Raw genomic sequence first — 25,198 nt, forward strand, 5'->3', positions numbered from 1 at the left:
CCCCGCCATATCGGCGGGAGCGATCGACACGGTCGTGGTCGTCGTCGACGCAGACTGTGCGGCACGGTCATTGGTGGACGGTAACGTCCGCGCATCGTGGCGCCGGCGGGGTCGCTGCGCGCGGGATACGGCGGACGCGGCCGTCGACGCCGTGCTCGGCGGTGGTGCGCGCCGGCTGGTGGTGGCGTGTCAGCTGCGGGGGCTCGCGCCGAACCGGCGGTCGGCGGCACAGACATGGTTGCGCGACGTCGTTCACCGTGTGCACTACGAATGCGCGATCAACGGCACGACCGAACTCTCGTCGCACTACGCCTTGGTCGGTAACGACTCCGACGTCGATCGGGTGGCCGCTGCGGTCGCCACGTGGGGCGTGCGCACCGGGCGCCCGGCGCTCATTTCATCTGGAAGTTCGGTGCCCGCTTCTCCTTGAAGGCCCGCGGGCCCTCTTTGGCGTCCTCGGAGAGGAACACCGGGATGCCGTTGGCGGTGTCGGGCTTGAACGCGTCGAGCTCGTGCATGCCCTCGGTCTCGCGAATGGTCTTCAGGATGGCCTGCACCGCCAGCGGACCGTTGTTGTTGATCACCTCGGCGATCTCGAGCGCCTTCTCCAGGGCCGTGCCGTCCGGCACGACGTGCCCGATCAGTCCGTACTCCAGCGCCTGGGCTGCGGTGATGTGGCGACCGGTCAGCAGCATGTCGCACGCGATGGTGTACGGAATCTGGCGAACCAGGCGTACCGCGGACCCGCCCATCGGGTACAGGCTCCACTTTGCCTCGGAGATACCGAATTTCGCACTCTCGCCGGCGACACGGATATCGGTGCCCTGCAGGATCTCGGTGCCGCCCGCGATGGCGGGACCTTCGACCGCGGCGATCAACGGCTTCGTCAGACGACGACCCTTCAGCAACCCGTCGATCCGTGAGGGGTCGTAGCTGCCGTCCTTGAAGGAATCGCCGGGTGGCTTCTTGGCCGCACCCTTGAGATCCATGCCCGCGCAGAAGTAGCCGCCGGCGCCGGTGAGGATGCAGGTGCGGATCTCCGGATCGCTGTCGACACGGTCCCAGGCCTCGACCATTATCGAGAGCATCTCACCGGAAAGGGCATTGCGGGCCTCGGGCCGGTTGAGGGTCACGATGAGGGTGTGTCCGCGCTGCTCGATGAGGGCGTCGGGGCCTTTGGCGGTCTCACTCATCGGGTATCGCCTCTCTGCGTTCGGACTGGTGTGCGGGTGCTACTTGAACAAAAATGTAACACGTTCTAGTTTAGGTGCCATGGCCCTGAACATCGCCGATCTTGCCGAGCATGCCATCGACGCCGTGCCCGACCGCGTCGCCCTGATCTGTGAGGGCGAACAGCTGACGTACGGCCAACTGGAGGAGCGGGCCAACCGGCTCGCGCACTACCTGCTGGACCAGGGTGTCAAGAAGGACGACAAGGTCGGCCTGTACTGCCGCAACCGCATCGAGATCGTGATCGGGATGCTGGGCATCATCAAGGCCGGTGCGATCCTGGTCAACGTCAACTTCCGCTATGTCGAGGGGGAGTTGAAGTACCTGTTCGACAACTCCGACATGGTGGCGCTGATCCACGAGCGGCGCTACGCCGACCGGGTGGCCAATGTGCTGCCCGAGACCCCGTCGGTCAAGACGGTCCTGGTGGTCGAGGACGGCACCGACGATGACTTCGCGCGCTATGGCGGAGTGCCGTTCGAAGACGCACTCGCCAAGGGCTCACCCAAGCGTGATTTCGGACCGCGCAGCGAAGATGACATCTACCTGCTCTACACCGGTGGCACCACCGGATTCCCCAAGGGCGTCATGTGGCGCCACGAGGACATCTACCGGGTGTTGTTCGGCGGCACCGATTTCGCGACCGGTGAGCCGATCGCCGACGAGTACGACCTTTCCAAGCAGGCCAAGGAGAACGCGCCGATGGTGCGGCTGCCGATCCCGCCGATGATCCACGGCGCGACGCAGTCGGCCACCTGGATGGCGCTGTTCTCCGGCCAGACCGTCGTGCTGACACCGGAATTCGACGCCGATCAGGTGTGGCGCCTGATCCACGACCACAAGGTCAATCTGCTCTTCTTCACCGGCGACGCGATGGCCCGCCCGCTGCTCGATGCCTTGTTGGCGCACCAGGAAGAGGGGAACACCTACGACCTGTCGAGTCTGTTCCTGCTCGCCAGCACCGCGGCGCTGTTCTCCACCAGCCTCAAGGAGAAGTTCCTGGAACTGCTGCCCAACCGGGTGATCACCGACTCGATCGGATCCTCGGAGACCGGATTCGGCGGCACCAGCATCGTGGCCAAGGGACAGAGCCACACCGGCGGTCCGAGGGTCACCATCGACAAGAACACCAAGGTCCTCGACGAGGACGGTAACGAGGTGGTGCCCGGTTCGGGTGTGCGGGGCATCATCGCCAAGTGCGGCCACATCCCGGTCGGCTACTTCAAGGACGAGAAGAAGACCGCCGAAACCTTCCGCACGTACCACGGTGTGCGGTATGCCATCCCGGGTGACTACGCCGAGGTCGAGGCGGACGGCAGCGTGACCATGCTGGGCCGCGGCTCGGTATCGATCAACTCCGGTGGTGAGAAGATCTACCCCGAAGAGGTCGAGGCCGCGCTCAAGGGCCATCCCGACGTGTTCGACGCGCTGGTCGTCGGCGTCCCCGACGAGCGCTTCGGTCAGCACGTCGCCGCCGTCGTCCAGCCTCGCGAGGGCACCCGCCCGACGTTGGCCGACCTCGATGCCCACGTGCGCACCGAGATCGCCGGCTACAAGGTGCCGCGCAGTCTGTGGCTCGTCGACGAGGTCAAGCGCTCGCCCGCCGGCAAGCCGGATTACCGCTGGGCCAAGGACACCACCGAGGAGCGTGCCGCCGATGACGTGCACGCCAAGCATGCAGGAGCAAAAGCATGAAAACTGAACTGTGCGAACGTTTCGGTATCGAATACCCGATCTTCGTCTTCACCCCGTCGGAGAAGGTGGCCGCCGCGGTCAGCAAGGCCGGCGGTCTCGGCGTATTGGGCTGCGTGCGGTTCAACGACGCCGACGATCTGGAGAACGTCCTGCAGTGGATGGATGCCAACACCGACGGTAAGCCCTACGGTGTCGACATCGTGATGCCGGCCAAGGTGCCCACAGAGGGCACCAGCGTCGACATCAACAAGCTGATTCCGGAGACGCACCGCGACTTCGTGGCCAAGACGCTTGCCGACCTCGGCGTGCCCCCGTTGCCCGAGGACGAGGAGAAGTCCGAAGGCGTGCTGGGTTGGTTGCACTCGGTGGCGCGCAGCCACGTCGACGTGGCGCTCAAGCATCCGATCAAGTTGATCGCCAATGCGCTGGGCTCACCGCCCAAGGACGTCATCGACCAGGCGCACGCCGCCGGTGTGCCGGTGGCGGCCCTGGCCGGTAGCGCCAAACATGCGCTGCGCCATGCCGAGAACGGTGTGGACATCGTCGTCGCGCAGGGTCATGAGGCCGGCGGTCACACCGGGGAGATCGGCTCGGTGGTGCTGTGGCCGGAGATCGTCGATGCCCTCGACGGCAAGACCCCCGTTCTCGCCGCAGGCGGCATCGGCACCGGACGTCAGGTCGCCGCCGCACTCGCGCTCGGCGCGCAGGGTGTGTGGATGGGCTCCGCCTTCTTGACCTCTGCCGAGTACGACCTCGGCGTGCGGCAGTCCTCCGGGGTGTCGACCATTCAGCAGGCCATGCTGGATGCCACGTCGGCGGACACCGTGCGGCGCAAGATCTACACGGGTAAGCCCGCGCGCCTGCTGAAGAGCCGTTGGACCGACGCCTGGGATGCCGACAATGCGCCCGATCCGTTGCCGATGCCGTTGCAGAACATCCTCGTCAGCGAGGCGCACCAGCGGATGAACGAGTCCTCGGACCCGACCGCGGTGGCCATGCCGGTCGGCCAGATCGTCGGCCGGATGAACGAGATCCGCCCGGTCGCCGACATCATCGCCGAACTGGTCAGCGGTTTCGAGGCGGCCACCAAGCGTCTCGACGGGATCGCGCAGGGCTGAGCACAGGGCGGGTGGCGCGTCGCCGCCCGTCGGTACGGTTGAATCGGTGCATGACCGGTCGACCTCGCGACGCCTCGATCGACGAACGGGTGCTGTCGGTGACCCGGGAGTTGCTCGTCGAGGTGGGTTGGGATGACCTCAGTGTGCGGTTGGTCGCCACCCGTGCCGGGGTTGGGCGTTCCAGTCTGAACCGGCGCTGGTCTTCCAAGGCTGAGCTGGTGCTGCACGCGATTCTGGGGGAAACCCCCGACATGGCACCGTTTTCCGGCACCGACCGGGCCGGCTGGATCGCCTGGGTGGTGCGGGGCAGCCATCAGTTGTTCACCCGTCCCGATGTCCGGGCCGCCGTTCCCGGACTGCTGCTGGCGTTGCGGGAGAACGCGGAGCTGCGCAGGCAGTTGTGGACCGGTTTCAGCGGCCCGGCCGTGGGGCTGTTCGCCGAAGACGGTCACGGTGCCGAACTGGACGCCAGGGCGGCCCTGGCGATGGCGGCCGGTGCGGCGTTGTTCGTGACCACGGTGGCCGACGAGGACGACTCCCCGCAGCTTCAGGACCGGATGGTCGAACTGTTGACCTCAGCGTTGCAGGCAGGCCAGGATCGCCGACCGGGGTGAGCGCCAGGCGTCGATACCCAGCGCGGTCCGGGTGTGCCGATCGTCGGTCGGCGTCGCCGAGGTCAGCAGCAGGGCCGCCTCGTAGCTGATCCCGTCGCCGACTGGCAACATCCGGCCGGCCAGATCGGCGACCCTTCCGATGCCACGAAAAAGACCGGGTGACAGCGCTATCCGACGAATCCGCCGGCCTGATCCCTGTTCCAGCAGATCGATCATGTCGTCGAAGGCCACCATCTCACCGCCGCAGACATAGCGCTGCGGGCCGCGACCGGGCACCATCGATCGCACATGGACATCGGCGATATCGGTGACGTCGATCATCTGCATACCGCCCGGCATCCGCGGCGCCAGACCGTGAGCCACGATCGGTGCCCACCCGCGTTCGGTTACCCCCGGTGCGGTGTGCCAGGCGGGGCCGACCACGCTGGACGGGTAGCTCACCACCACGGGCGCACCGCGCTCCTGCAGGTGGCGGGCCACCCGGTCTGCATACGCCTTGGTCTGCGCGTACGGGCTGCGTCCGGCGGCCGGCGGGGTGTTCTCGGTGATGACGCCATCCGGTGGCGGGAACAGGGCGCTGTAACTACTCACGCAGACAACGGGATCCAGGCCGGCATCGACGGCGCGGAGCAACACCGTTTCGGTGGCGTGGGCGTTGATTTCCCACATCAGCCGAGCTCGCCGCCGATCGGTGCCGACCACCCCCGCGGCGTGTAACACCGCGTCGCAGCCCCGCAACAGCCGCTCGACCGTGGCGGTATCGCGCACATCACCCTCGACCGGTGCCACCTCGCCCTCGCCCGCGAGGTGCGCGATGACCGGATCGGCGGCTGCGCCCGGCGCGACGAGCAGGCGGACCTGATGTCCGGCGGCGAGCAGTGCGCGCGTGATGTGTGCGCCGAGATACCCGGTGCCACCGGTGATGGCGATGCGCATACGACCTCCTGGTATATTTCGATGCCAATGGTATCGAAAGCGTTCACCCCGCATCCGTTGGGTCCTCTGACCCTGAAGAACAGGTTCATCAAGGCCGCCACCTTCGAGGGGGTGATGCCGCGCGGTCAGGTGAGCGAGAAGCTCATCGCATTCCACGCCGAGGTGGCCCGTGGCGGAGCCGCGATGACGACCGTTGCCTACCTCGCCATTTCGCCCGGCGGACGGGTGCACCGCGACACCATCGTCCTGGACGCGGCCCGCGCCGCCGCGCTGCGCACCCTCACCGACATCGTGCATGCCGAGGGGGCCAAGGTGTGTGCCCAGATCGGCCATGCCGGTCTGGTCGCCAACACGTTGTCGAACCGGCAGCCCACGCTGGCGCCGAGTGCGCGTTTCAGCGCTCCGGCGATGGGCTGGGTCGGGGCGGCCGACGCCACCCAACTTGCCACCGTCGTCGACGATTTCGGCACGGCCGCAGCGCACGCGGTGGCGGCGGGATTCGACGCGATCGAGATCCACATGGGCCACGGATACCTGTTGAGTTCGTTCTTCAGCCCCAACCTCAACAAACGCCGCGATGCCTTCGGCGGTGACGTGGTGCGCCGGGCCGAACTGGCCCGCCGCGTCGCCGAACGGGTCCGCCGTGCCGCCGGTGACGGTGTGGCGGTCACCGCGAAGTTCAACATGGATGATGGTGTGCCCGGCGGCTTCTGGCTCGCCGATAGCCTGGTCACGGCGAAACTGCTGCAGGACGACGGGCATCTGGATGCCCTGCAACTCACCGGCGGAAGCTCGTTGAGCAATCCGATGTACTACTTTCGCGGCCAGGTGCCGATGGCGGAGTTCATCGCCTCGCAACCCGCCCCGGTCGGGCTGGGCTTGCGTGTCATGGGGCGCAGGCTGTTCCGTGAGTATCCGTTCGAGGAGGGGTTCTTCGTCGACACGGCGCGCCAGTTCCGCGACACACTGCGCATGCCGCTGATCCTGCTCGGCGGGGTCAACCGATTGACGACTGTCGACACGGCGTTGCAGGACGGGTTCGAGTTCGTCGCGATGGCGCGGGCTCTGCTGCGCGAACCGGACCTGATCAACCGGTTCGAGCGCGGCGACCGCGCAACCGGTCTGTGCGTGCACTGCATGAAGTGCATGCCGACCGTCTACACCGGTACCCGGTGCGTGGTGCGCGAGGCGGCCGGGCTCAGGGCGTGATGACGGTTTCGGCGTCGATCACATCGGTTGCCGCGCTGAGGATATCGGCCTGGTCGGCCAGGCCGTCCGCGTTGAGCTGCAGCACGTAGAGACCGTCGCTGCCGGGGATGACGACGGTCTTCTGGGCGACGAATTTCCGCAGCCCGTCCTGTTCCCAGGTCCCGGCGAGTTGGTAGGCGTCGAACCCGCTCAGCTGACTGGTCGTGCCGTCGGTGATGGCCTCGTAGCCCGGCAGGTTCTGCAGCTCACCGGGGGCGAGCTCGATGATCTTCGCGGGGTCGACGTCGCCACTGAGCTTGGAGATCAACGCCACGATGCTCGGGGTGTACTCGGCGGCCTCCGGGCCGCGGTACACCGTCGCGCCGTAGGCCCAGTCCGGTGTCTCGGGGCCGGCGTCCTCCCACCCCCGTGGGTAGGGCAGGTCGATGGTGGGAGCCCCCGGATCGCCGGCCTTCACCGGTGTCTCCTGGATACCGTTCTGGCTGATATAGCTGGCGATCGTCTCGTACGAGCCGGGGGTGCCCTCGTCGGGTTGCGCCGGTGGGGGTGCGGAGGTGCGACCCGATGTCGACGGTGCCGCGACCGGGGTGCCGTCGACGGCCTTGGTCGAGCCGCAGCCGGACAGGAGCACGCCGAGCGCGGTGGCCAGTGCCGCGACGCCGGTGAGCGCAGACGTCCTCATCAAACCCTCCGTCATGAGGTCTCGGGTTCATGGCATACGTCGGCCATGCTCTCCGACCGGAAGCGTAGCCCACATATCCCCACCGCAGCGCGGCTGCGAGTCGGTCCACGGGGGGATTGAGGATCAGCCCCGGCGGCAGGGGTAGACGGGATCAGGGCAATCCAGCGCCTGGGCGGACAACTCCCGTTTGAGCACCTTGAAGGTTTCGGTGCGGGGCAGTTCGGTGGCCACTCGCACGAACGACGGCCACTGCTTGGGCCCCAGGTCGGGTTGATCGGCCAGGAATGCCCGGAAGGCCTCGGGGTCGAAAACCGCGCCCTCGGCGAGCACGATCGCGGCCATCACCCGGTCACCGACCGCGGGGTCGGGAATCGGGTAGACCGCCACCTCGGTGATATCGAGATGACGCAGCAGGATCCGTTCGATCGGGGCGGTGCCCAGATTCTCACCGTCGACCCGCATCCAGTCACCGAGTCGTCCGGCGAAATACACGTACCCGTCATCGTCCCGGTAGGCCAGATCACCGGAGTGATAGATACCGCCGGACATCCGCTCGGCCTCGGCATCGGGGGAGTTGTAGTAGCCGCGGAACCAACCCGGCCCCCTCGGGTTCACGATCTCGCCGACCACCCCGGGCGGGCAGGGCACACCGGTCTCGATATCGACGATGGCGACCTCATCGGTCAGCGGACCGAGCGATCCGTCCGGGGTATCGGGGGTGCGGGCGATGGCCACACCACCCTCGGTGGAACCGAAACCGTCGACCACGTGCACGCCGAATCGCTCGGCGAAGCGCGGCAGGTCGCGGGGGGCGCCCTCGTTGCCGTACAAGAACTTCAGTGGATTATCGGCATCATCGGGTTGTTCGGGGGTGGCCAGGATGTAGGACAGGGGTTTGCCGACATAGTTGGCATAGGTGGCTCCGAAACGCCGCGCATCAGGGATGAAGCGCGAGGCCGAGAATTTGCGGCGCAGGGCGATCGACGCCCCTGCCGCGACCCCCACCGCCCAGCCGGCCATGACGGCATTGGAGTGGAACAACGGCATGGACAGGTAACACGTATCGGTGGGCCCGAGCCCGAACCGCTCGGCCAGCATCCGGCCGGGGAAGGCGACCTTGTCGTTGGTCACCTGCACCGCCTTGGGCTCACCGCTGGTACCCGAGGTGAAGATCAGCATGAACAGATCGTCACCGGACAGCTGCGCGAACGTCACCGGCGTACCGGAGTGTGCGGCCAGTTCGCGTGCCCAGGAGTCGGATTCGACGTCGACGGCGACCACGCCCGCGGGTACGTCTGCGCCGGAATCGGCCAGCACGAACTGGCAGTCCGCACGTTCGGCGTCGGCCGCGAGCGCCGCGCCGCGCCGGGTGGGGTTGAGCCCGACCGGAACCAGGCCGGACAATGCCGCGGCGACCAGAACCGAGGAGAAGAACCTGGTGTTGCCCAACAGCACCCCGATATGGGGCGGTCGCGCCGGATCCAGGCGGGCCCGCAGGGCGGCGGCCAATGCCGCGCCCGCGGTGATGTGGTCGCGCCACGGCGTGAACGACTCCTCGTCGTGCACGCCGCGGTCGGTGACCTCGACCAACGGCGCGAGCAGCTCGCCCACGGTCGGGCCGGTCGGGTTGTCCACGTCCTCAGACGGGGGTATCGGCCAGCTCGCGACCGATACGCAACAACTGGCCGGTCGCGCTGCCGACCGCGAACTCGGTCTGCTTGGCGGCCAGGAAGTACCGGTGGATCGGGTGGTCGAGATCGATGCCCACACCGCCGTGCACGTGCACCGCGGTGTGGACGACACGGTGCCCGGCATCGGCGGCCCAGAACGCGGCGCTGGCGACATCGATCGTCGCGGGATGGTCCTCGGACAATCGCCACGCGGCCTGTGTCAGCGTGGAACGCAACGCCTTGACATCGATGTACCCGTCGGCCAGGCGGGCCGAGACCGCCTGGAAGCTACCGATCGGACGGTCGAACTGTTCGCGTTCGCGGGCATAGATGGCGGTCAGTTCGAGAGCACGTTCCAGCACGCCGAGCTGAAAGGCGCTGCGCCCCAGTGCGTGGTGCACGGTCAGCCACTCCAGCACCTCCGCGCCGCCGACCAGACGGCTCGGATCGACCGGCGTCGCGCTCAGCTCCAGATGGCCGACGGTGCCATGGCCGGTGGTGTCCAGCGTGGCGACCGTGACGCCGGGGTCGTCGCCGGTGACCAGGAAGACCTGGAGGCCGTTGTCGGTGTCGGCGGGCAGCAGGAAGGCGTCGGCCACCGGACCGTAGGCGACTTGGGTGCGCGATCCGGTCAGCTGGTACCCGCCGTCGGTGGGTTGGGCCTGCACCGGGCCCTGGCCCATCTCACCGTCGAGTGCGACGGTGAGGATCGACGTGCCATTGATCGCCGGAGTCGCCCATTGCTCTTGCAGGGCGGCGGATCCGAATTTAGCCAGCGCACCAGCGCCCAGCACCGCCGACTCCAGGTAGGGCACGGCGGCCAATTGCCTGCCCAGCGCCGTCAGCACCGCCGACTGCTCAAGCACGCCGAATCCGCCACCGCCCAGTGATTCCGGTGCCGCGGTGGACAGGATGTCGGCTTCGATCAGTTTGCTCCACAGGGCACGGTCGAAACGTTCGTCGAGCCCGTCGAGCATCCGCTGGTGGTCATTGGTGACCACCGACTCGGTGATGGTGCGGACCAGCCCGCCCAGGTCCACCGAGGCCTCGCTTGGGGTGAAATCCATTGTCGTTCCTATCGGTTCACTCGGGGCAGGCCGAGTGCGACCATGCCGATGATGTCACGCTGGATCTCGTTGGTGCCGCCGCCGAAGGTGAGGATCAGGCACGAGCGGTGCATGCGCTCGATCCGGCCGCGCAGCAAGGCTCCCGGTGACCCGGAACGCAGCGTGGCCGAGGTGCCCAGCACCTCCATCAACAGGCGGTAGGCCTCGGTGGCCAGTTCGGTGCCGTACACCTTTGCCGCCGATGCGTCGGCCGGTGACGGCGCCGCGTCGGTGGCCGAGGCCAGCTCCCAGTTGATCAGCTTGAGCACCTCGGCCTTGGCGTGTACCCGGGCCAGGTTCAACTGCACCCATTCGGCGTCGATCAGTCGCTTGCCGTGGACGTCCTTGGTGTTCTGTGCCCACTCACGGACACCGTTGAGCGCCACGAAGATCGGCTGCGCCGAGACCAGTGCGACACGCTCGTGGTTGAGCTGGTTGGTGACCAGTTTCCAGCCGGCGTTCTCCTCGCCGACGAGGGCGGACTTGGGAACCCGCACGTCCTGGTAGTAGGTCGCGCTGGTATCCACACCGGACACCGTGTGCACGGGCGTCCAGGAGAAGCCCTCGGCGGTGGTCGGCACGATCAGCATCGAGATGCCGCGGTGCTTCTTGGCCTCGGGATTGGTGCGCACCGCCAACCAGACGTAGTCGGCATAGGCGATCAGCGAGGTCCACATCTTCTGGCCGTTGATCACGTAGTCGTCACCGTCGTGGACCGCCGTGGTGCGCAGCGAGGCGAGGTCGGTGCCGGCACCCGGCTCGGAATAGCCGATGGAGAAGTGCAATTTGCCCGCTGCGATCTTCGGCAGGAAGAACTTCTTCTGTTCCTCGGTGCCGAAATGCATGATCGTCGGCGCCACGCTGTTGATGGTCAGGAAGGGCACCGGCACGTTCGCGATGGCGGCTTCGTCGTTGAAGATCAACCCGTCCATCGGCGGGCGGGCCTGGCCGCCGTACTCGGTCGGCCAGGACAAGGTGAGCCAGCCGTCCTTGCCCATCTGCTCGACGGTTTCGCGGTACACGTTCCCGCGGCCCATCTCGCCATCGCTGGCCGCCAGCGCCTCGGCCCGCTCGGGGGTCATCAGTTTGGTGAAGTACGAGCGCAGTTCGCGACGCAACTCCTCCTGCTCGGCGGTGTAACCGATCCGCATGACGGCTTCCTGTCTGTCTGAGGTTGCGGGGCGACCGGCCGAAACCGATTGCCCGCCGATATGCTCGTTGTAACACGTTCTAGTCTTGCGGTCCAGGGCGGTACCGTTAGCCTGCACAGGGGCACACAGCCCGTGCCCGGAGCGCGAGGAGGTTCACATGCACGTAGAAGTCGACCGTGACCGCTGCGAAGGTAATGCGGTGTGTGTCGGGATAGCGCCCGACCTGTTCGATCTCGATGACGAGGACTATGCCGTGGTGAAAGCCGACCCGGTACCCGCCGGCCAGGAGGATCTGGCCGAACAATCCGTGGCCGAATGCCCTCGGGCGGCCCTGATCCGTAGAGACTAGAGGTATTCATAACCGTGTCCCCTGAAGCAGCGATGAACGACAACCCGATCGACCTGTCCGGAAAGGTTGCCGTCGTGACCGGCGCGGCCGCCGGCCTCGGTCGTGCCGAGGCGATAGGCCTGGCGCGCGCCGGTGCGACGGTCGTGGTCAACGACATGGCCGGCGCGCTGGACTCCTCCGATGTGCTGGCCGAGATCGAGGCCGTCGGGTCCAAGGGTGTCGCCGTCGCCGGTGATATCAGTGCGCGCAGCACGGCCGACGAGCTCGTCGAGACCGCCGACCGGCTCGGGGGACTGGGCATCGTGGTCAACAACGCGGGCATCACCCGGGACAAGATGCTGTTCAACATGTCCGACGAGGACTGGGACGCGGTGATCGCCGTGCATCTGCGCGGGCACTTCCTGCTGACCCGCAATGCCGCGGCGTACTGGAAGGCGAAGGCCAAGGACTCCGCCGAAGGGCGGGTCTACGGGCGCATCGTCAACACCTCTTCGGAAGCCGGGATCGCCGGACCGGTGGGCCAGGCCAATTACGGTGCGGCCAAGGCCGGTATCACGGCCTTGACCCTGTCGGCGGCGCGCGGGCTGAGCAGGTACGGGGTGCGGGCCAATGCCATCGCGCCCCGTGCCCGCACCGCCATGACCGCTGGCGTGTTCGGTGATGCACCCGAGCTGGTCGACGGACAGGTCGATGCCCTCTCACCGGAGCATGTCGTCACGCTCGTGACCTACCTGTCCTCGCCCGCGTCCGAGGATGTCAACGGGCAGCTGTTCATCGTGTACGGGCCCACGGTCACCTTGGTCGCGGCCCCGGTGGCCGCGCAGCGGTTCGATGCCGTCGGTGACGCCTGGGACCCCGCGGCGTTGAGCGCCACGCTCGGTGACTTCTTTGCTAAAAGGGATCCGAATATCGGCTTCTCCGCCACCGAGCTCATGGGCTCTTGATCTGCGAGAACGTCATTTCCAGCGGTTCGGGCCTACTAGAACCTGTTCTAGAATGACATCCGTCACACTGGCTCTGACCAGGAAAAATGGGAGTTTTCCAAGAACTTTTCGGTTCTTTGACACTGTGAACGTGTTCTAGTTACTATGAGCCCGCTCACTATGAACGACGTGCACACCAGGGGTGGAAAGCCCGCCGGAGCGAACAGATTCCCGCTATTGTCGGGTTCTTCGCCACGACGGGACGGCAGCCCCACTCGAGAATGGAGTCGAGGTTGATCGAACAGCTTTCGGCTCCGGCGCGAGCCGTGGGTGGGTTCGTCGAGATGACCATCGACACGTTCGTCAAGATGTTCCAGCGGCCGTTCCAGTTCCGCGAATTCCTCGACCAGACCTGGATGATCGCGCGGGTCTCGCTGGTGCCCACGCTGCTGGTGTCGATCCCGTTCACCGTGCTGGTCGCCTTCACTCTCAACATCCTGCTCCGCGAGATCGGTGCCGCCGACCTCTCCGGAGCCGGCACCGCGTTCGGCACCATCACCCAGCTGGGGCCGGTGGTGACCGTGCTGGTGGTCGCCGGAGCCGGTGCGACGGCGATCTGTGCCGATCTGGGTGCACGCACCATCCGCGAGGAGATCGATGCGATGCGGGTGCTCGGCATCGATCCGATCCAGCGTCTGGTGGTGCCGCGTGTGCTGGCATCGACATTCGTCGCGGTGCTGCTCAACGGGCTGGTGTGCGCGATCGGTCTGTCGGGCGGCTACGTGTTCTCGGTGTTCCTTCAGGGTGTCAACCCGGGTGCGTTCATCAACGGGTTGACCATCCTGACCGGACTGGGCGAGCTGGTGCTCGCCATGTTCAAGGCGCTGCTGTTCGGTCTGCTCGCCGGCCTGGTCGGGTGCTACCGCGGTCTGACGGTGCAGGGCGGGCCCAAGGGCGTGGGGATCGCGGTCAACGAGACCGTGGTCTACGCCTTCATCTGTCTGTTCGTCGTCAATGTCATCCTGACCGCCGTCGGCGTCCGAGTTCTGGAGCGCTGACCGCATGAGTTACGACGCCACACTTCGACTGCGCAGGTTCTTCCGTGGCGTGCCCCGCGCGGTGGACAACATCGGCGAGCAGGCACTGTTCTACGGCGAGTCGATGCGTTACATCCCCAACGCCATCACCCGCTATCGCAAGGAGACCATCCGGCTGGTCGCCGAGATGACCATGGGCGCGGGCGCATTGGTCATGATCGGCGGCACCGTCGGCGTCGCGGCATTCCTCACGTTGGCCTCCGGTGGCGTCATCGCCGTGCAGGGCTACTCCTCGCTGGGCAATATCGGTATCGAGGCGCTGACCGGGTTCCTCTCGGCGTTCCTCAACGTGCGCATCGTCGCCCCCGTGATCGCGGGCATCGCGCTGGCGGCCACCATCGGTGCGGGCACGACTGCGCAGTTGGGTGCCATGCGAGTGGCCGAGGAGATCGACGCCGTGGAAGCGATGGCCGTGCACGCGGTCTCGTATCTGGTGTCGACCAGGATCATCGCCGGGCTGATCGCCATCGTGCCGCTGTACTCGCTCTCGGTCCTGGCAGCCTTCTTCGCGGCCCGCTTCACCACCGTCTTCATCAACGGCCAGAGCGCCGGTCTGTACGACCACTACTTCAACACGTTCCTGATACCGAGCGACCTGCTGTGGTCCTTCCTGCAGGCGATCGTCATGTCGATCGCGGTCATGCTGGTGCACACCTACTACGGGTACAACGCCTCCGGCGGCCCGGTCGGCGTGGGCATCGCCGTCGGCCAGGCCGTGCGGACCTCACTGATCGTGGTCGTCACCATCACCCTGTTCATCTCGCTCGCCGTGTACGGCGCGTCCGGCAATTTCAACCTCTCCGGATAGCGAGGCACTCAGCCGAGCATTCGGTTGGCCACGGCGATCTGCCGCGCGGCGACGCGTGACTTCCATTGATCATCGGTGACGGCGTTCTCGGAGAAATGGGGCAGGACGCGGGGTATCTGCTCAAGTTCGACGACCTCGGCCCGTGGTCCCTGGTCGACCCCGATCGTGTATTCGGTGCGTTGCCAGCGGAACTTCATGAAGCCGCGGCGGTGCCCGACTGTGTCTATCCAGTTCGCGATTCCGGGGTTGTTCTCACTGATCACCAGTCGGATGTTCCCGTCGGGGTCGACCTGGGACTGATGGGCGTTCAGCGAAGTCTGGTGGTTGATGTAATCGAGCGAGACGTACCACATGCTGCCTAGTTGGAATCCCTGGTAGGGGGCAGGTGATCGGGGAATGGTGATGATCAGCGCCTGGTGCGGTTCCAACTCGAAGAACCCGACGGACGAGAACTGGGATGCCAAGCCCCCCGGCGTGATCCGTGGGGGCTCGAACGTGTTCGCCGGATTGTTTTGATAGAACCACTGCGGGAACTGCAACCAGGTTTTGATTCGGTTGACAAGGTGTATCCCCGCCCCCGCGTATCGGTCCCTGATAAACCTACGGTCCAACGGCGCGGCGCCCTCGCCTGCGGTGTCCCACCGAGTGAGCGCCACACTGCCGCGCTGCTCGGACCAATCGTTGTAGGCCTCCCGGACGATCAGTTGTGCGGGCCCGGGCTTCATGGGGATGTGCTTGGTACAACCGCGGGCGGGCTTTGCGCCGAGGCTTATCCGGTAGGTCCCGTCTGCACCGAGGTCCAGGTCGCGATCATCGAACGCATTCAGCTGGTCCGGTAAGGAACGGTCGGTGTAGGAACTGTTGAGCAATTGAAAGTTCAGGTCGACCGTCGTCCCGCGTCTGCCGCTGATGACATAGGTGTTGCGGCCATCGATCTGCGCGGCGAAGTAGAGGAAATCGGGATTGTCGAGGCCCATCTTGGTGAACGGCCCAGTACCGCTGAGCAACATCGGGTGATCTTCGCTGAAGTTGAACACCAGATGTAGCGACGCCGATATCCCCCCCGCCAGATACTGCAGTCCCTCCAAGAGATCGGCTTCGGATTCGATGTGTGGCGCCGCGGCCACCAGCCGCTCTGCCTCGGCAATCGCTTCGGTGAAAGGTCGACTGTCGAAGTCTTCAGAGTTCACGCACGCCACCCCGTTCTCGATCTATGGAGAAATGCTCGATGTAACCGCTGTAGCAGTCGTCGACATCGGCAACGTTCAAGCCGAATTGACGCAGGCTGTAGCGGTGTTCGCCATGAAGGTTCTGGGGACTCGCCGCGAGCGTATCCGTCATGGTGGCCGCCGCCGCGTCGCTGAGTGGGCGGCCCTGGGCCGCGTAGATGCGCCCGATCACACTCATCGGATCGGCCATGAGTTCGTGATAGTGGACATCCACGAAAATACCTTTGCTGGTGCGCCGGAACTGCATCGCGCGATCGATCATCGTCGAGTTCTTGTCCAACCAGTGACGGGCCAATCGACGGTGGTCGACCCGGTCGCTGAACAGCGACTGATAGTGGGCAAGCATGCTGGAAGAGGACGCCGTCGTCTGGGCGGGATCACGGTGAGTCCACACCACGACCGCGCCGGGCAAGGCCTCCAACAGGGCATCAAGATGTTCCAGGTGCGCCGGCGACTTGAGCACCCAGCGCTCGCGACAGTGCTGCCAGTCCAAAATCTGCAGCATCACACGGTGCAGTTCATAGGCCGGCCGCATGTCCTGCTGCAAGAGCCACCGCGCATATGAAGGTACATGGAACATGACCTCTGCCATCTGACTGTGTAAGGAGTAGTCGAGGAGTAGGACGTCTTCTTCTGGAGCAGTCGATTCCAGTGAGTGAATCGCGTAGAACTGTGGTTGCAGATAGCGCAGCGCGCGTTCCTCCCTGGCGGCCACTGCCCGTCGAGAATCCGGAGCGTGAGCAGCTTGCTCATCGTCGGGTAGCGGTCGCGCGCCTTCCCACGACGCCATCGACCGTGTCGCAGGGTCGGCGGCCAACAACCGGTGCAGCAACGTCGTTCCCGAGCGTTGCAATCCGACGATGACCACAGGTGGGGCAATCGTCCGCTCTGCGATTTCGGGGCGGCTCCGAAGCAGGCGCCGCATGCGCAATCGAGTTGTCAGCATGCGTACGAGCCGTTTCTGCACCATTATTCGGCCGAGATAACTGAGTTCGGCTTCCGCTACCAAGGATTCGGTCAGGACATCCAGCGCCTCGTCCAAGTAAGAGTCGGCGACCCAATCCATCCCCGCCGACGTGCCCGCCGCTGATCGCAGACTTCCAGATTGGAGTGTGGGTGCCAGGCCCCCGGCGGCCAACGGACGGCCGATCCGGTTGAGCGTGCGAACCGGCCATGGAGAACAAACCGCGAAGTTGTCTACCATCAGGTCACCGGCCTAGATCTGCGTATAGCCGGGTACTGGAATCCGTCGGTCATGACATCGTCAAGTGATCGTCAGCGATGGGCTGGACCCGCGACATCCACGAATCACGATAGTAATTCATGCTCAATCGCCACGGGGGCTTGGAACCCTGGCGCGGAAGAGAGTCGAGCACGCGCTCGACATATCCCGGTCGGTATTCGGTGAACGGTACCAGATGTACGGACTCGTCATCGAGATTCGGTGTGACGCAGTGTATATGGTGATCCCTCATGTAGTTGAGCAGCCGGCTGACGTACCGCGAGACGATATCGGCCTTCAGTGTGTAAGTAGCGGCCTGATAGCCGACTGTGAAGGCGAAATTCGGCACGCCATGCAGCATCATTCCCTTGTAACACACCGTATCGGCAAGATTGATCTGCTCATCGTCGACGTATAGATCTATGCCGCCGAACAATCGCATGTGGAATCCGGTCGCCATCACCACGACATCGGCGGGCACATGTTCGCCGTTACCAAGCATCAGTCCGTCTTTGTCGAAGCGCTCCACCTGCCCGGTTGCCATCGAAAGCTCGCCCCGCCGGATTGATGTGAACAGATCCCCGTCCAGGATCAGGCAGAGCCGGTTGTCCCAGATTTTGTACCTGGGTCGGAAGTGCGTCTCGGCGTCATAGCCGGCCGGGAGTTCTCGCTTTGCTCGATCGATGATGGCCTCGCCCATACGTGCCGGAACCTTCCTGGCCATGTACAGCGAGAGCATCATCATGGATATGTTCTTGGCTCGGATGAGGGAGTACGCGGCGGGGCGTGGAAGATTACGCAGCAGCAGATTTGCGACCCGATCGCGACGGGGACGACTGACTACGTAAGTCGGCGACCGTTGCACCATGGTGACGTGGGCTGCTTTGGTTGCCAAGGTCGGAGCCAGCGTCATCGCTGTTGCGCCGCTGCCGATCACCGCCACGCGTCGGTCTTCGACCGACAGTTCCTGCGGCCACTGTTGAGGGTGTACGACTACGCCTTCGAAGTCGTCGATACCTGGGAAGTCGGGAAGGTAGCCCCCGTCGTATCGGTAGTAACCCGTGCACGCCAACAGAAATGAGCATGTCATCTCCCGATTCCCGCTGGAGCCGGTGACCTGAATCGACCATCGCTTCTGTCGACTCGACCAGCGCGCGGCGTGTACCTGATGTCCCAGTCGGATGAATGGAGTCAGTTTTTCCTGGTCGACGACTCGTTTCAGGTACGCCAGGATGACATCGCCGCCCACGATGGCATCCTGCTCGGTCCATGGCGCGAACGTGAATCCCAGGGTGTACATATCGGAATCGCAGCGCACTCCGGGGTAGCGAAACAGGCTCCACGTGCCACCCAGCTCCGAACGGCCCTCCAGGACTGCGACACTGAGATCAGGACAGTGCCTTCGGATATGCCAGGCGGCGCTGATCCCGGCGATTCCTGCGCCGATGACTACGACATCGACGTGCTCATGGACACCATTGTTCATCTGTTCTCCCGCTGGTCGATGTGGAGTCGTACTCTGCTGAGGTGCACAACAACGTTTGCCGGCGGAGCCTCGTTCTGACGGGGCCGACATCGGGTTTGGGATTGGCGATGGCCGAACGCATCACATGCGACTCTCGCTTCCAACCGATCTTTCTGTGCCGCAACGAAACACGCCGAGAGGATCTGCGGGCCCGCCTTGGTGATGAAAAGGCCCGCTATCTGGTTTGTGATTTCGCCACCTTGAGCGGTGTCAGGACCGCCGCCACTCGGTTGTGCAGTTGGTTGCGTTCCGAGGAGATCGCGCCGCTGGGCGCCGTGGTGCTCAACGCCGCGGTCCATCCTGGGGCCGTCTCCGGTCGAACCGCAGAAGGACTCGATGCCACGCTCGTGACGAACCTCATCGGTCCGCACCTCCTGGTGGCGCTGTTGTCTCCTCATGTCGGTCAGCACACCGCGCTGAATCTGGTCTTCGTCGGATCGGGTGCGAACAGTCGCCGGCGTTGGTGGACCGGACTGCCTGCCACAGTGGAACCTTCTGCCGAAACCATGTTCGAGGCAGGGGCGTTGCCGGGGCCACAGGCCTACGCGGTCAGCAAGCGTGCGACGGTTCGGTTGTGCCGGGCGTACACCGCTCGTATGCCGGAACGTACTGCGATCCTTTCCTACGATCCTGGGATCATGGCCGGCACAGAAATCGCCCGCAACATGCCGCGAATCTCCAGATGGGTGGTGCGGAAGCTCTTTCCGCTGCTCACCGGAGTCGACGGATTCAGCACGCCGCAACGGTCGGCCGACTGGCTGTGCGACATGCTGGCGCGCGGTGCGCTGCCGGTGGGGATGTCCTACGCGAAGGTGGACGGGTTCAGCCCTGCGCCGTCGATCGCACTGGACGATCGTGCCGCCGAGGATCTCTTCGACGCCATCAATGCCGTCGCCGGCGTGACCGAGACCTCCACAGCCGAGTGGTGGTGGGACAGCCGTGACGATCATCTCGGCGAGTGACCATGAGGGAACTCGCCGGAGCATCGATCACGTCCGTCTATCGTCTGACCACCATCGGATTGTGGGCGCAGCCGCCGAACCCACCGCCGTACCGCGAACGACGCTAAACCGGCGACGTTCCGGAGCAGGTTGACGTAGACGGTGAAAGCCGTTACTCCCTCAAGCCCGTATTCCAGGCGGGAGACGGCCTGCGCAATGGTATCCGGTGGGGGAAACAGCGGCGGGAAGAATCGTCCGCGGCCCAGGATGACTCGGCACCGACGAAGGATCAGGTCCTCGAAAGCCTGTCCGAGAAGTTCCCCCATCAGACTGTTCTCTCGGAAGGGGAAGAGCCTCGAGTTGGCAATCAACCGAACGTGCATGCCGTGTCCTTGTACCGATTCGTACAAGGGAGAGCGATCGGCGAGTCGGACCAGCCCTTCGCGCAGCTGTCCTTCGGCGAGTCGCCGATGTTCTCGCGCAGCTTCGGTGTTGACACTCTGCAATGCATGCCAGGCTACGTGCGCACACAGATTGTTCCGGTATCGCTTGAGTAACTGATCGACCGCTGCGTCATTCGTCTGGCGGCAGCTCCAGATCACCTCGGTGGTCGTCAGAGTCGCCGCTACCGGGACCATCATGTCGGAGAGGGGCTTGGCGATGGAAGCTATGTCCACCACATCGGGTAGCCACGATTGTGCCAACAGGAAGGTGTCAGCACTGCGCCATACTCCGGTCAAGACTTCGTCGATACCGATCAGGTATCCCATGTCATGCTTCAGCGAGGCGATGATCTGTAGGAGCTCATCGGGAATCGCGCGGCAGGACATACCCTGGACCAACTCGCACCAGACCAGGCCGACGTCGCCACCAGACAGGGCCGCGATCAGGTCATCCGCCGCACCCCGCGCGAACGGATTAACGAAGATGACGTCCGGATAGTAGGGCGCGAAAGCGTCTTTGATGCTGGCTGAACGCTGCGGACCGTGCCGACTCACATTCAGTGTGGGAATCGTCTTGCCCGAGAAGTTGCCGTTGAACGTGACGATCCGCGGTTTGGTCGGGCGTGCCATTCTGGCGAGAAACAACGCATTCTCGACACTGGTGGCACCGCTCACCGCGGGCACGGTAACCTCGAAACCGCTCAATACGGACAGCAGTTCAGCCAGCTTGTGGTTGTAGTCGATAGCTTCGTCGTGCCGCGAGATGGCGTCGGCGAAGTCCGGAGGGTTGTGGCCTCGAAGATTGGCGCCATTTCCCAGGGCGCAGTCCAGCAGCGTGGTGCCGTCGCGCAGGGTGATCTGGGCGCCCTCGGCCGCATCGAAATCGAAGTCCAACCCGAAGGCCTCCATCAGATCGGCTGCAGAGGGATTCGAATGACGGTGAAAGTAGTCGTTGCGCAACCGCCGTGAGGACTCGATATCACCCAGCACTGACTCATGCTCACTCGTGACGTATCCGCAGGTTCGTAAGGTGTTCAGCACCAGAGACAAAGCGGTCGCACTCGCAGCGAACGTCGATGTCTGCGCCATGGCATCCAATGGGTTATTCCACACCGCGTAGGCTGCCGGCGACATCGAGAGGCAACCGAACGGCACCTGGAAGTCGACCAGGTTCTCCCCGAAGACGTAGATGTCGCCGCCGGCGACCCTCTGTGCCAAAGTCCCTCGCTCGGGCAGCGACCGACTCTCGGCGATCACACAAAGCATGTTGCGGAGGTGGGCCTCTTCGAGCAGCACCGCGGCGGATTCATCCGGATCAAGAATCGCGAACGCACTCCAGCGGCGACTGCCGAACGCGTCCGCGACTTCTTCGGCCGACCTGGCGAACCGAACATGGCGGACGAGCCCGATGTCCCCGGTTTCAGCGAGCGGATCGAAATACCTTTGCAGTCGTGACGTCGGGTCGTACACCAGGACCCAACTGTGTGCATCCTCGGTCGTCCCGAGCTTGCTGGTGTGTCGAGCTAGTCGGAGTGCGCCGGAGAAGGCCTCCTCAAGAGAATTCGAATAGTAGGTGACATAATCGACTTCACCCGGGCATATTTCACTCATCAGGTAACCGACCTGCGCGCTCTCTACCGTTATGGCCAATCCCGAAACCAGGATGTTAGGGCGTTTGCTGCGGTTCAGTTCGATGAGCGCCTCAATGGTCGCGGCGGTAGCGGCGCGGTAACGGTCGGAGATGATCGACCTCCTTCGGTGGACGTATCGGGGAGCAGAGACCGGCTCTAGTCGCACGGAGCGGTCTCGAGCGCCCTCTTGAGCTCGGCCAGCGCGCGCGGAAAGCCGGCTGCAAGATCGGCCAAGTCGGGCAGGATTTCCGGGCACGCGATAAGACCGACATTGAGCTGATCCTCGTGCGAGGCGATGGTGACAAAGAGCGCGCCTCCATCGAACGGCGCGCCGAAAGGATAGAAAGCAGTTATCCGGGCACCGGCGAAGTACAGGTCCGTATGACGGCCACCGATGTTGGACAACACAAGATTCTGCATCACACTGTGCCGGTCTGCCATCCTCAGGCGGGAGTACGCGCTGAACAGAAGGCCCCAGTAGCGGGCACTGAAGTCGAACCTGTCATGAATACGTCCGGGGCCAAGAGCTTCGGCATGTCTTTTGGCGGCATCGGTGATGGACGCTATCTCGTGCGCCCGGCGCACCGGATCGACAGTCAGGGTCTGCAAACTGGTCAACAGTCCCGTGGTGCGGTTCCTGCCATGCTGTCCAGGCTTGTCGTGGACCGATGCGGGAACGAACGCCTGCAATGGGACTTCGGGCAATTCGCCACGCTGCAGCAGGTAGTGCCGCACCACATCGGCAGTAAGCGCCAGCATCACATCGTTGAGCTTCACGCCCAGAAGGCGTTTGGCGTCGACGACGTCCGCCAGCGGCAGACTGACCCATGCCAGATTCCGGTTCGGGGTGAGGGTGGTGTTGAAGGAGGTCCGCGGCGCCGACATCGGGCTGGGAACCCCCGGTGGCAGGACCGGAGTCTCCCGATGACGACGAGCGTGTATCAGCTCGTAGAGCATCCGAGCCAGCTTCACCGGTTTGCCCACGAATGTCTTCAGACCGTCGACTGCTACCCGCAGCGGTTCAGCGTCTCCGGCGTCGCGGACAACCGAGTACTGGTTGGCCGCAGTACCGCACAATTGACCGAGCTGCGAGTTACCTCTGACACCGTCGAGGCTGGCGTTGTGGCGCTTGATCAGAACCGCGACGTTGCCGTCGGCAAGACCCTCGAGCACTGTGATGGTCCAAAGCGGGCGGTGTTGATCGAGGGGGATTGAAGCGATTCTTGAACACTCGGCTGCCAGTTCACGTTGTGTCCCGGGTGCAGCGATACTGACACGATGGAGGTGATGGTCGAGGTCGAACGAGCGATCCTTCATCCAGAACGGATGACCGAGGTTGTACCAAGGGTCGAAGGCCTTCTCGGTGTATGTAGGTATTTCCTGGATGCGCTCTGAGAGCCATGTCCGGAGCCTTTCAAAGGTGTAGCCGCCGGGCACGGTCGATGTGTCGAGAATGATGACACCGCAACCCTGATGGAAATGTGTCGGTGTTTCCAGGTAGAGAAAACTGGCGTCGTATCCGGTCAGCTGCTCCATGGATGTCTCTTCTCTGCTCGACCGGGACGGCATGCCTGCGCACCACGCGTTAGTGTCATCGCGGATGATGTGTAGTTGAGAACGTCTGGAGGAAGCATGGTCTCGTCGCCCGACTCGTCTCCGGCACGTGGCGGACTCGTCGGAGTGGTTCGCCGCATGGTGCTCGCGGTCGGCCACCACGATCTGGCTGCTCCGATCCGTCGTTCGTCGGTAGCGCTCGACCGCGTGCTATTCAAGCTCACAGCGGGACGCTGGACAGTGACGGGCGTATCCCGGATTCCGGCATTGACGCTGTTGGTTCGGAACGCGCGTGGCGAGCAGACCGTGATTCCCCTGCAGTACCACGAGATAGACGGTTTGCGATACATCGTCGGCACGAACTGGTCGCGACCGACACATCCGCTGTGGTCTGCCTGGTTGTTGGCTCGGCCAGAGTGCCGAGTGAACATCACGGGTGCCGAGACCGAATGCCGTGCGGTGCTCATGACTGGCGAAGATCGCCAGTGCATTTGGGACGCCGTGGTGAAGATTTCGCCCTTCCACGCCGATATCGAGCGTAAATCGGGCCGGCAGCCGAGGGTTTTCCGCCTGGATTCTGAGGTCATTGGCGAACACCATTGACCTTGAGGGCAAATCGACCGGATGGCGAACTCGAGGACATACGATTCGACAAGCGGAAAGACGGTGATGTCAGCTCTAACTCTCGCCGATGGATGATCCGAGCGAGGGTCAACTGCATCAAGGTCTCGGCGAGTCCCTTACCTATACACATGTGGGGGCCACGTCCGAAAGGTGAGTAGGCTCCCGGCATTCGGTGCGGCACCGCGGAACCGCGGTAGCGATCGACATCGAACACCATAGGGCGCGAATAGTATTCAGCCAAGAAGTGGGGAACGGTCGTGCCGATGAACACGTGCTCACCACGCTTGATCCGGTGTCCGGCGAAGTCGAAATCACGCGCCGCGACACGGATCAAGAACGATGCGATCGGATACAACCGCATCGCTTCTGTCACTGCTCCGTGAAGTACAGGCGTCGAGCTGAACAATATGTCTTGGGTCAGTACAGGGCCACGGAACAGGTCGTCGACCTCGGCGCGTATTCGCGCGAGCACCTCGGGGTGCTTGTGGATCAGATACAAGGCATACGTCGCAGTGGCAGAAGTGGTCTCGACACCGGCGAAATACGGTAGGACGCAGTGGAAGAGGGTGTTCCTGCCGTTGGTCGATCCGGGGTTGTCGAGCAGGGATTGCATGATGTCCTGCAGCAGTATGGAACCGTCCGCGGTGCCGTATCCAGCCGAGTCGTGCGCTCGGGTGATGGCAGTTCTGGCCACCGCTGTAACCCGAGACTTGGGCTTCGTGTAGCGCGGCAGGTGAAGCATCAGCCGAGGCATGTGCTGTACCGGCGCTATCTTGAGAATCTCTCTGGTTACCAGAGCTATGTCGTCGACCTCGTCATCGGTCGGTCGGACGCCGCCCACGAAGGTCCCGACCTGCGCGATGGACAGCTTCTGCATGGCGGAAAGGATGGGTACCAGATCGCCACATTGCCAATGCTTGTCGACGGTCTCATCGATCAGTTGGACGGCGTCGTCGTATCGACCATTGACGGCCTCGCGCGAGTAACCGCGTTGTAACAGAGTGCGCCATTGCCGGTGCTGGTCACCGTCGACGGCGACCAGTGAATCGTGGCCGCCGAATTCCTCCTCGACAAAACGCCAGGAGTTCCCCACGGTGAGGCATTCGCGTCCTTGCTTGCTGCTCATGAAGTTTGCGGCTTCGATGCCTGCGAGGACCGTGTATGTCAGGTATGGCGTCTTCATCGTGAAGACCGGACCGTGTTGCAGATACTTCTCGAAGAGATACAACGTCGGATCCAGCATCAGGCCGATCGTGTCACCCAAACGAGGAGCGATGGCCGATAGTTTGCGCGGAATCCGCAGCCGAGGCTGCCACTCGTAATCATCACCCGCTGCGGAATGAGGAACATCGAAGCTCACCAATTGTCCATCCCCCCAAGGACAGCATCATGCTGGTCATTGCCCACCCCCGAAGGATGTGATCAGCAGCGCCGGTAGATG

The 25,198-nt window shown here is 64.2% G+C and carries 23 protein-coding genes; 11 read left to right on the plus strand and 12 right to left on the minus strand.

Going from position 1 to position 25,198, the window contains the following annotated elements:
* Positions 1-430: hypothetical protein (locus G154_RS26810; RefSeq protein ID WP_019511005.1), on the plus strand; the 430-nt coding region annotated here is incomplete at its 5' end.
* Here G154_RS26810 and G154_RS13780 read toward each other — a convergent pair.
* Positions 393-1,193: a crotonase/enoyl-CoA hydratase family protein gene (locus G154_RS13780; protein ID WP_019511006.1), complete on the minus strand. Its 801-nt coding sequence runs from the start codon at positions 1,191-1,193 to the stop codon at positions 393-395. The two genes, G154_RS26810 and G154_RS13780, sit on opposite strands and share 38 nt — an antisense overlap.
* Positions 1,194-1,272: 79 nt before the next feature.
* Here G154_RS13780 and G154_RS13785 point away from each other — a divergent pair, with 79 nt between their 5' ends.
* The 3 genes from G154_RS13785 to G154_RS13795 are packed head-to-tail and all read left to right on the plus strand — an operon-like array spanning position 1,273 to position 4,657.
* Positions 1,273-2,925: an acyl-CoA synthetase gene (locus G154_RS13785; RefSeq protein WP_019511007.1), complete on the plus strand. Its 1,653-nt coding sequence runs from the start codon at positions 1,273-1,275 to the stop codon at positions 2,923-2,925.
* A complete protein-coding gene (locus tag G154_RS13790) occupies positions 2,922-4,043 on the plus strand; it encodes a nitronate monooxygenase family protein (protein WP_019511008.1) in 1,122 nt (373 codons plus the stop codon). The genes G154_RS13785 and G154_RS13790 overlap by 4 nt, the downstream gene beginning before the upstream one ends.
* Before the next feature lie 50 nt (positions 4,044-4,093).
* The gene (locus tag G154_RS13795) at positions 4,094-4,657 is read left to right on the plus strand and encodes a helix-turn-helix domain-containing protein (RefSeq protein ID WP_019511009.1); all 564 of its coding nucleotides are present in this window, start codon (positions 4,094-4,096) and stop codon (positions 4,655-4,657) included.
* Here G154_RS13795 and G154_RS13800 read toward each other — a convergent pair.
* Complete coding sequence (locus tag G154_RS13800) at positions 4,619-5,593, minus strand: NAD-dependent epimerase/dehydratase family protein (protein WP_019511010.1); 975 nt, start codon at positions 5,591-5,593, stop codon at positions 4,619-4,621. The two genes, G154_RS13795 and G154_RS13800, sit on opposite strands and share 39 nt — an antisense overlap.
* 27 nt (positions 5,594-5,620) lie before the next feature.
* On the opposite strand from G154_RS13800, the gene G154_RS13805 reads away from it, so the two are divergent.
* Positions 5,621-6,802 (plus strand): NADH:flavin oxidoreductase, encoded by a 1,182-nt coding sequence (locus G154_RS13805; protein WP_019511011.1) that lies wholly within the window; start codon positions 5,621-5,623, stop codon positions 6,800-6,802.
* On the opposite strand, the gene G154_RS13810 is transcribed toward G154_RS13805, so the two are convergent.
* From G154_RS13810 to G154_RS13825, 4 genes are all read right to left on the minus strand, one after another.
* The gene (locus G154_RS13810) at positions 6,792-7,484 is read right to left on the minus strand and encodes an LpqN/LpqT family lipoprotein (protein WP_023986311.1); all 693 of its coding nucleotides are present in this window, start codon (positions 7,482-7,484) and stop codon (positions 6,792-6,794) included. The two genes, G154_RS13805 and G154_RS13810, sit on opposite strands and share 11 nt — an antisense overlap.
* 123 nt (positions 7,485-7,607) lie before the next feature.
* Positions 7,608-9,119, minus strand: coding sequence for a long-chain-fatty-acid--CoA ligase FadD17 (gene fadD17 / locus G154_RS13815; RefSeq protein WP_019511013.1), 1,512 nt, complete (start codon positions 9,117-9,119; stop codon positions 7,608-7,610).
* A 4-nt stretch (positions 9,120-9,123) separates the two neighbouring features.
* On the minus strand, positions 9,124-10,221 hold the full coding sequence (locus G154_RS13820) for an acyl-CoA dehydrogenase family protein (RefSeq protein ID WP_019511014.1): 1,098 nt from the start codon (positions 10,219-10,221) through the stop codon (positions 9,124-9,126).
* Between the two features lie 8 nt (positions 10,222-10,229).
* Positions 10,230-11,411 (minus strand): acyl-CoA dehydrogenase family protein, encoded by a 1,182-nt coding sequence (locus G154_RS13825; RefSeq protein WP_019511015.1) that lies wholly within the window; start codon positions 11,409-11,411, stop codon positions 10,230-10,232.
* A gap of 157 nt (positions 11,412-11,568) precedes the next feature.
* On the opposite strand from G154_RS13825, the gene G154_RS26015 reads away from it, so the two are divergent.
* From G154_RS26015 to G154_RS13845, 4 genes are all read left to right on the plus strand, one after another.
* Positions 11,569-11,760 (plus strand): ferredoxin, encoded by a 192-nt coding sequence (locus tag G154_RS26015; RefSeq protein ID WP_081650007.1) that lies wholly within the window; start codon positions 11,569-11,571, stop codon positions 11,758-11,760.
* Positions 11,761-11,792: 32 nt separating this feature from the next.
* Positions 11,793-12,704 carry a 3-oxoacyl-ACP reductase gene (locus G154_RS13835; protein ID WP_019511017.1) on the plus strand — a complete coding sequence of 304 codons (912 nt, stop codon included), beginning with the start codon at positions 11,793-11,795 and terminating at the stop codon, positions 12,702-12,704.
* 272 nt (positions 12,705-12,976) lie between these two features.
* Positions 12,977-13,741 carry an ABC transporter permease gene (locus G154_RS13840; protein ID WP_023986310.1) on the plus strand — a complete coding sequence of 255 codons (765 nt, stop codon included), beginning with the start codon at positions 12,977-12,979 and terminating at the stop codon, positions 13,739-13,741.
* A gap of 4 nt (positions 13,742-13,745) precedes the next feature.
* Positions 13,746-14,588 (plus strand): ABC transporter permease, encoded by an 843-nt coding sequence (locus G154_RS13845; RefSeq protein ID WP_019511019.1) that lies wholly within the window; start codon positions 13,746-13,748, stop codon positions 14,586-14,588.
* A gap of 8 nt (positions 14,589-14,596) precedes the next feature.
* Here the strand turns inward: G154_RS13845 and G154_RS13850 are convergent, their stop codons facing one another.
* Genes G154_RS13850 through G154_RS13860 form a run of 3 tightly spaced genes read right to left on the minus strand, consistent with a single transcriptional unit; the run spans position 14,597 to position 18,525 of the window.
* Entirely contained in the window at positions 14,597-15,778 is a 1,182-nt protein-coding gene (locus G154_RS13850; protein ID WP_019511020.1) for a hypothetical protein, read from the minus strand.
* A complete protein-coding gene (locus tag G154_RS13855) occupies positions 15,768-17,021 on the minus strand; it encodes a sulfotransferase (RefSeq protein WP_023986309.1) in 1,254 nt (417 codons plus the stop codon). The genes G154_RS13850 and G154_RS13855 overlap by 11 nt, the downstream gene beginning before the upstream one ends.
* 49 nt (positions 17,022-17,070) lie before the next feature.
* Positions 17,071-18,525, minus strand: coding sequence for an NAD(P)/FAD-dependent oxidoreductase (locus tag G154_RS13860; protein WP_019511022.1), 1,455 nt, complete (start codon positions 18,523-18,525; stop codon positions 17,071-17,073).
* Between the two features lie 41 nt (positions 18,526-18,566).
* Here G154_RS13860 and G154_RS13865 point away from each other — a divergent pair, with 41 nt between their 5' ends.
* Positions 18,567-19,526, plus strand: coding sequence for an SDR family NAD(P)-dependent oxidoreductase (locus G154_RS13865; RefSeq protein ID WP_031601700.1), 960 nt, complete (start codon positions 18,567-18,569; stop codon positions 19,524-19,526).
* Here G154_RS13865 and G154_RS13870 read toward each other — a convergent pair.
* On the minus strand, positions 19,511-21,694 hold the full coding sequence (locus G154_RS13870) for an aminotransferase class III-fold pyridoxal phosphate-dependent enzyme (RefSeq protein ID WP_023986307.1): 2,184 nt from the start codon (positions 21,692-21,694) through the stop codon (positions 19,511-19,513). The two genes, G154_RS13865 and G154_RS13870, sit on opposite strands and share 16 nt — an antisense overlap.
* 41 nt (positions 21,695-21,735) lie before the next feature.
* Positions 21,736-23,115, minus strand: a complete 1,380-nt coding sequence (locus G154_RS13875) for a wax ester/triacylglycerol synthase family O-acyltransferase (protein ID WP_019511025.1) — start codon at positions 23,113-23,115, stop codon at positions 21,736-21,738.
* A gap of 96 nt (positions 23,116-23,211) precedes the next feature.
* Here G154_RS13875 and G154_RS13880 point away from each other — a divergent pair, with 96 nt between their 5' ends.
* The gene (locus G154_RS13880; RefSeq protein ID WP_045546364.1) at positions 23,212-23,736 is read left to right on the plus strand and encodes a nitroreductase/quinone reductase family protein; all 525 of its coding nucleotides are present in this window, start codon (positions 23,212-23,214) and stop codon (positions 23,734-23,736) included.
* Here G154_RS13880 and G154_RS13885 read toward each other — a convergent pair.
* Positions 23,717-25,054 (minus strand): cytochrome P450, encoded by a 1,338-nt coding sequence (locus G154_RS13885; RefSeq protein ID WP_031601698.1) that lies wholly within the window; start codon positions 25,052-25,054, stop codon positions 23,717-23,719. The genes G154_RS13880 and G154_RS13885 overlap by 20 nt on opposite strands.
* Between the last annotated feature and the right edge of the window lie 144 nt (positions 25,055-25,198).

This window comes from Mycobacterium sp. VKM Ac-1816D (assembly GCF_000416385.1).
Lineage (GTDB): Bacteria > Actinomycetota > Actinomycetes > Mycobacteriales > Mycobacteriaceae > Mycobacterium > Mycobacterium neoaurum_A.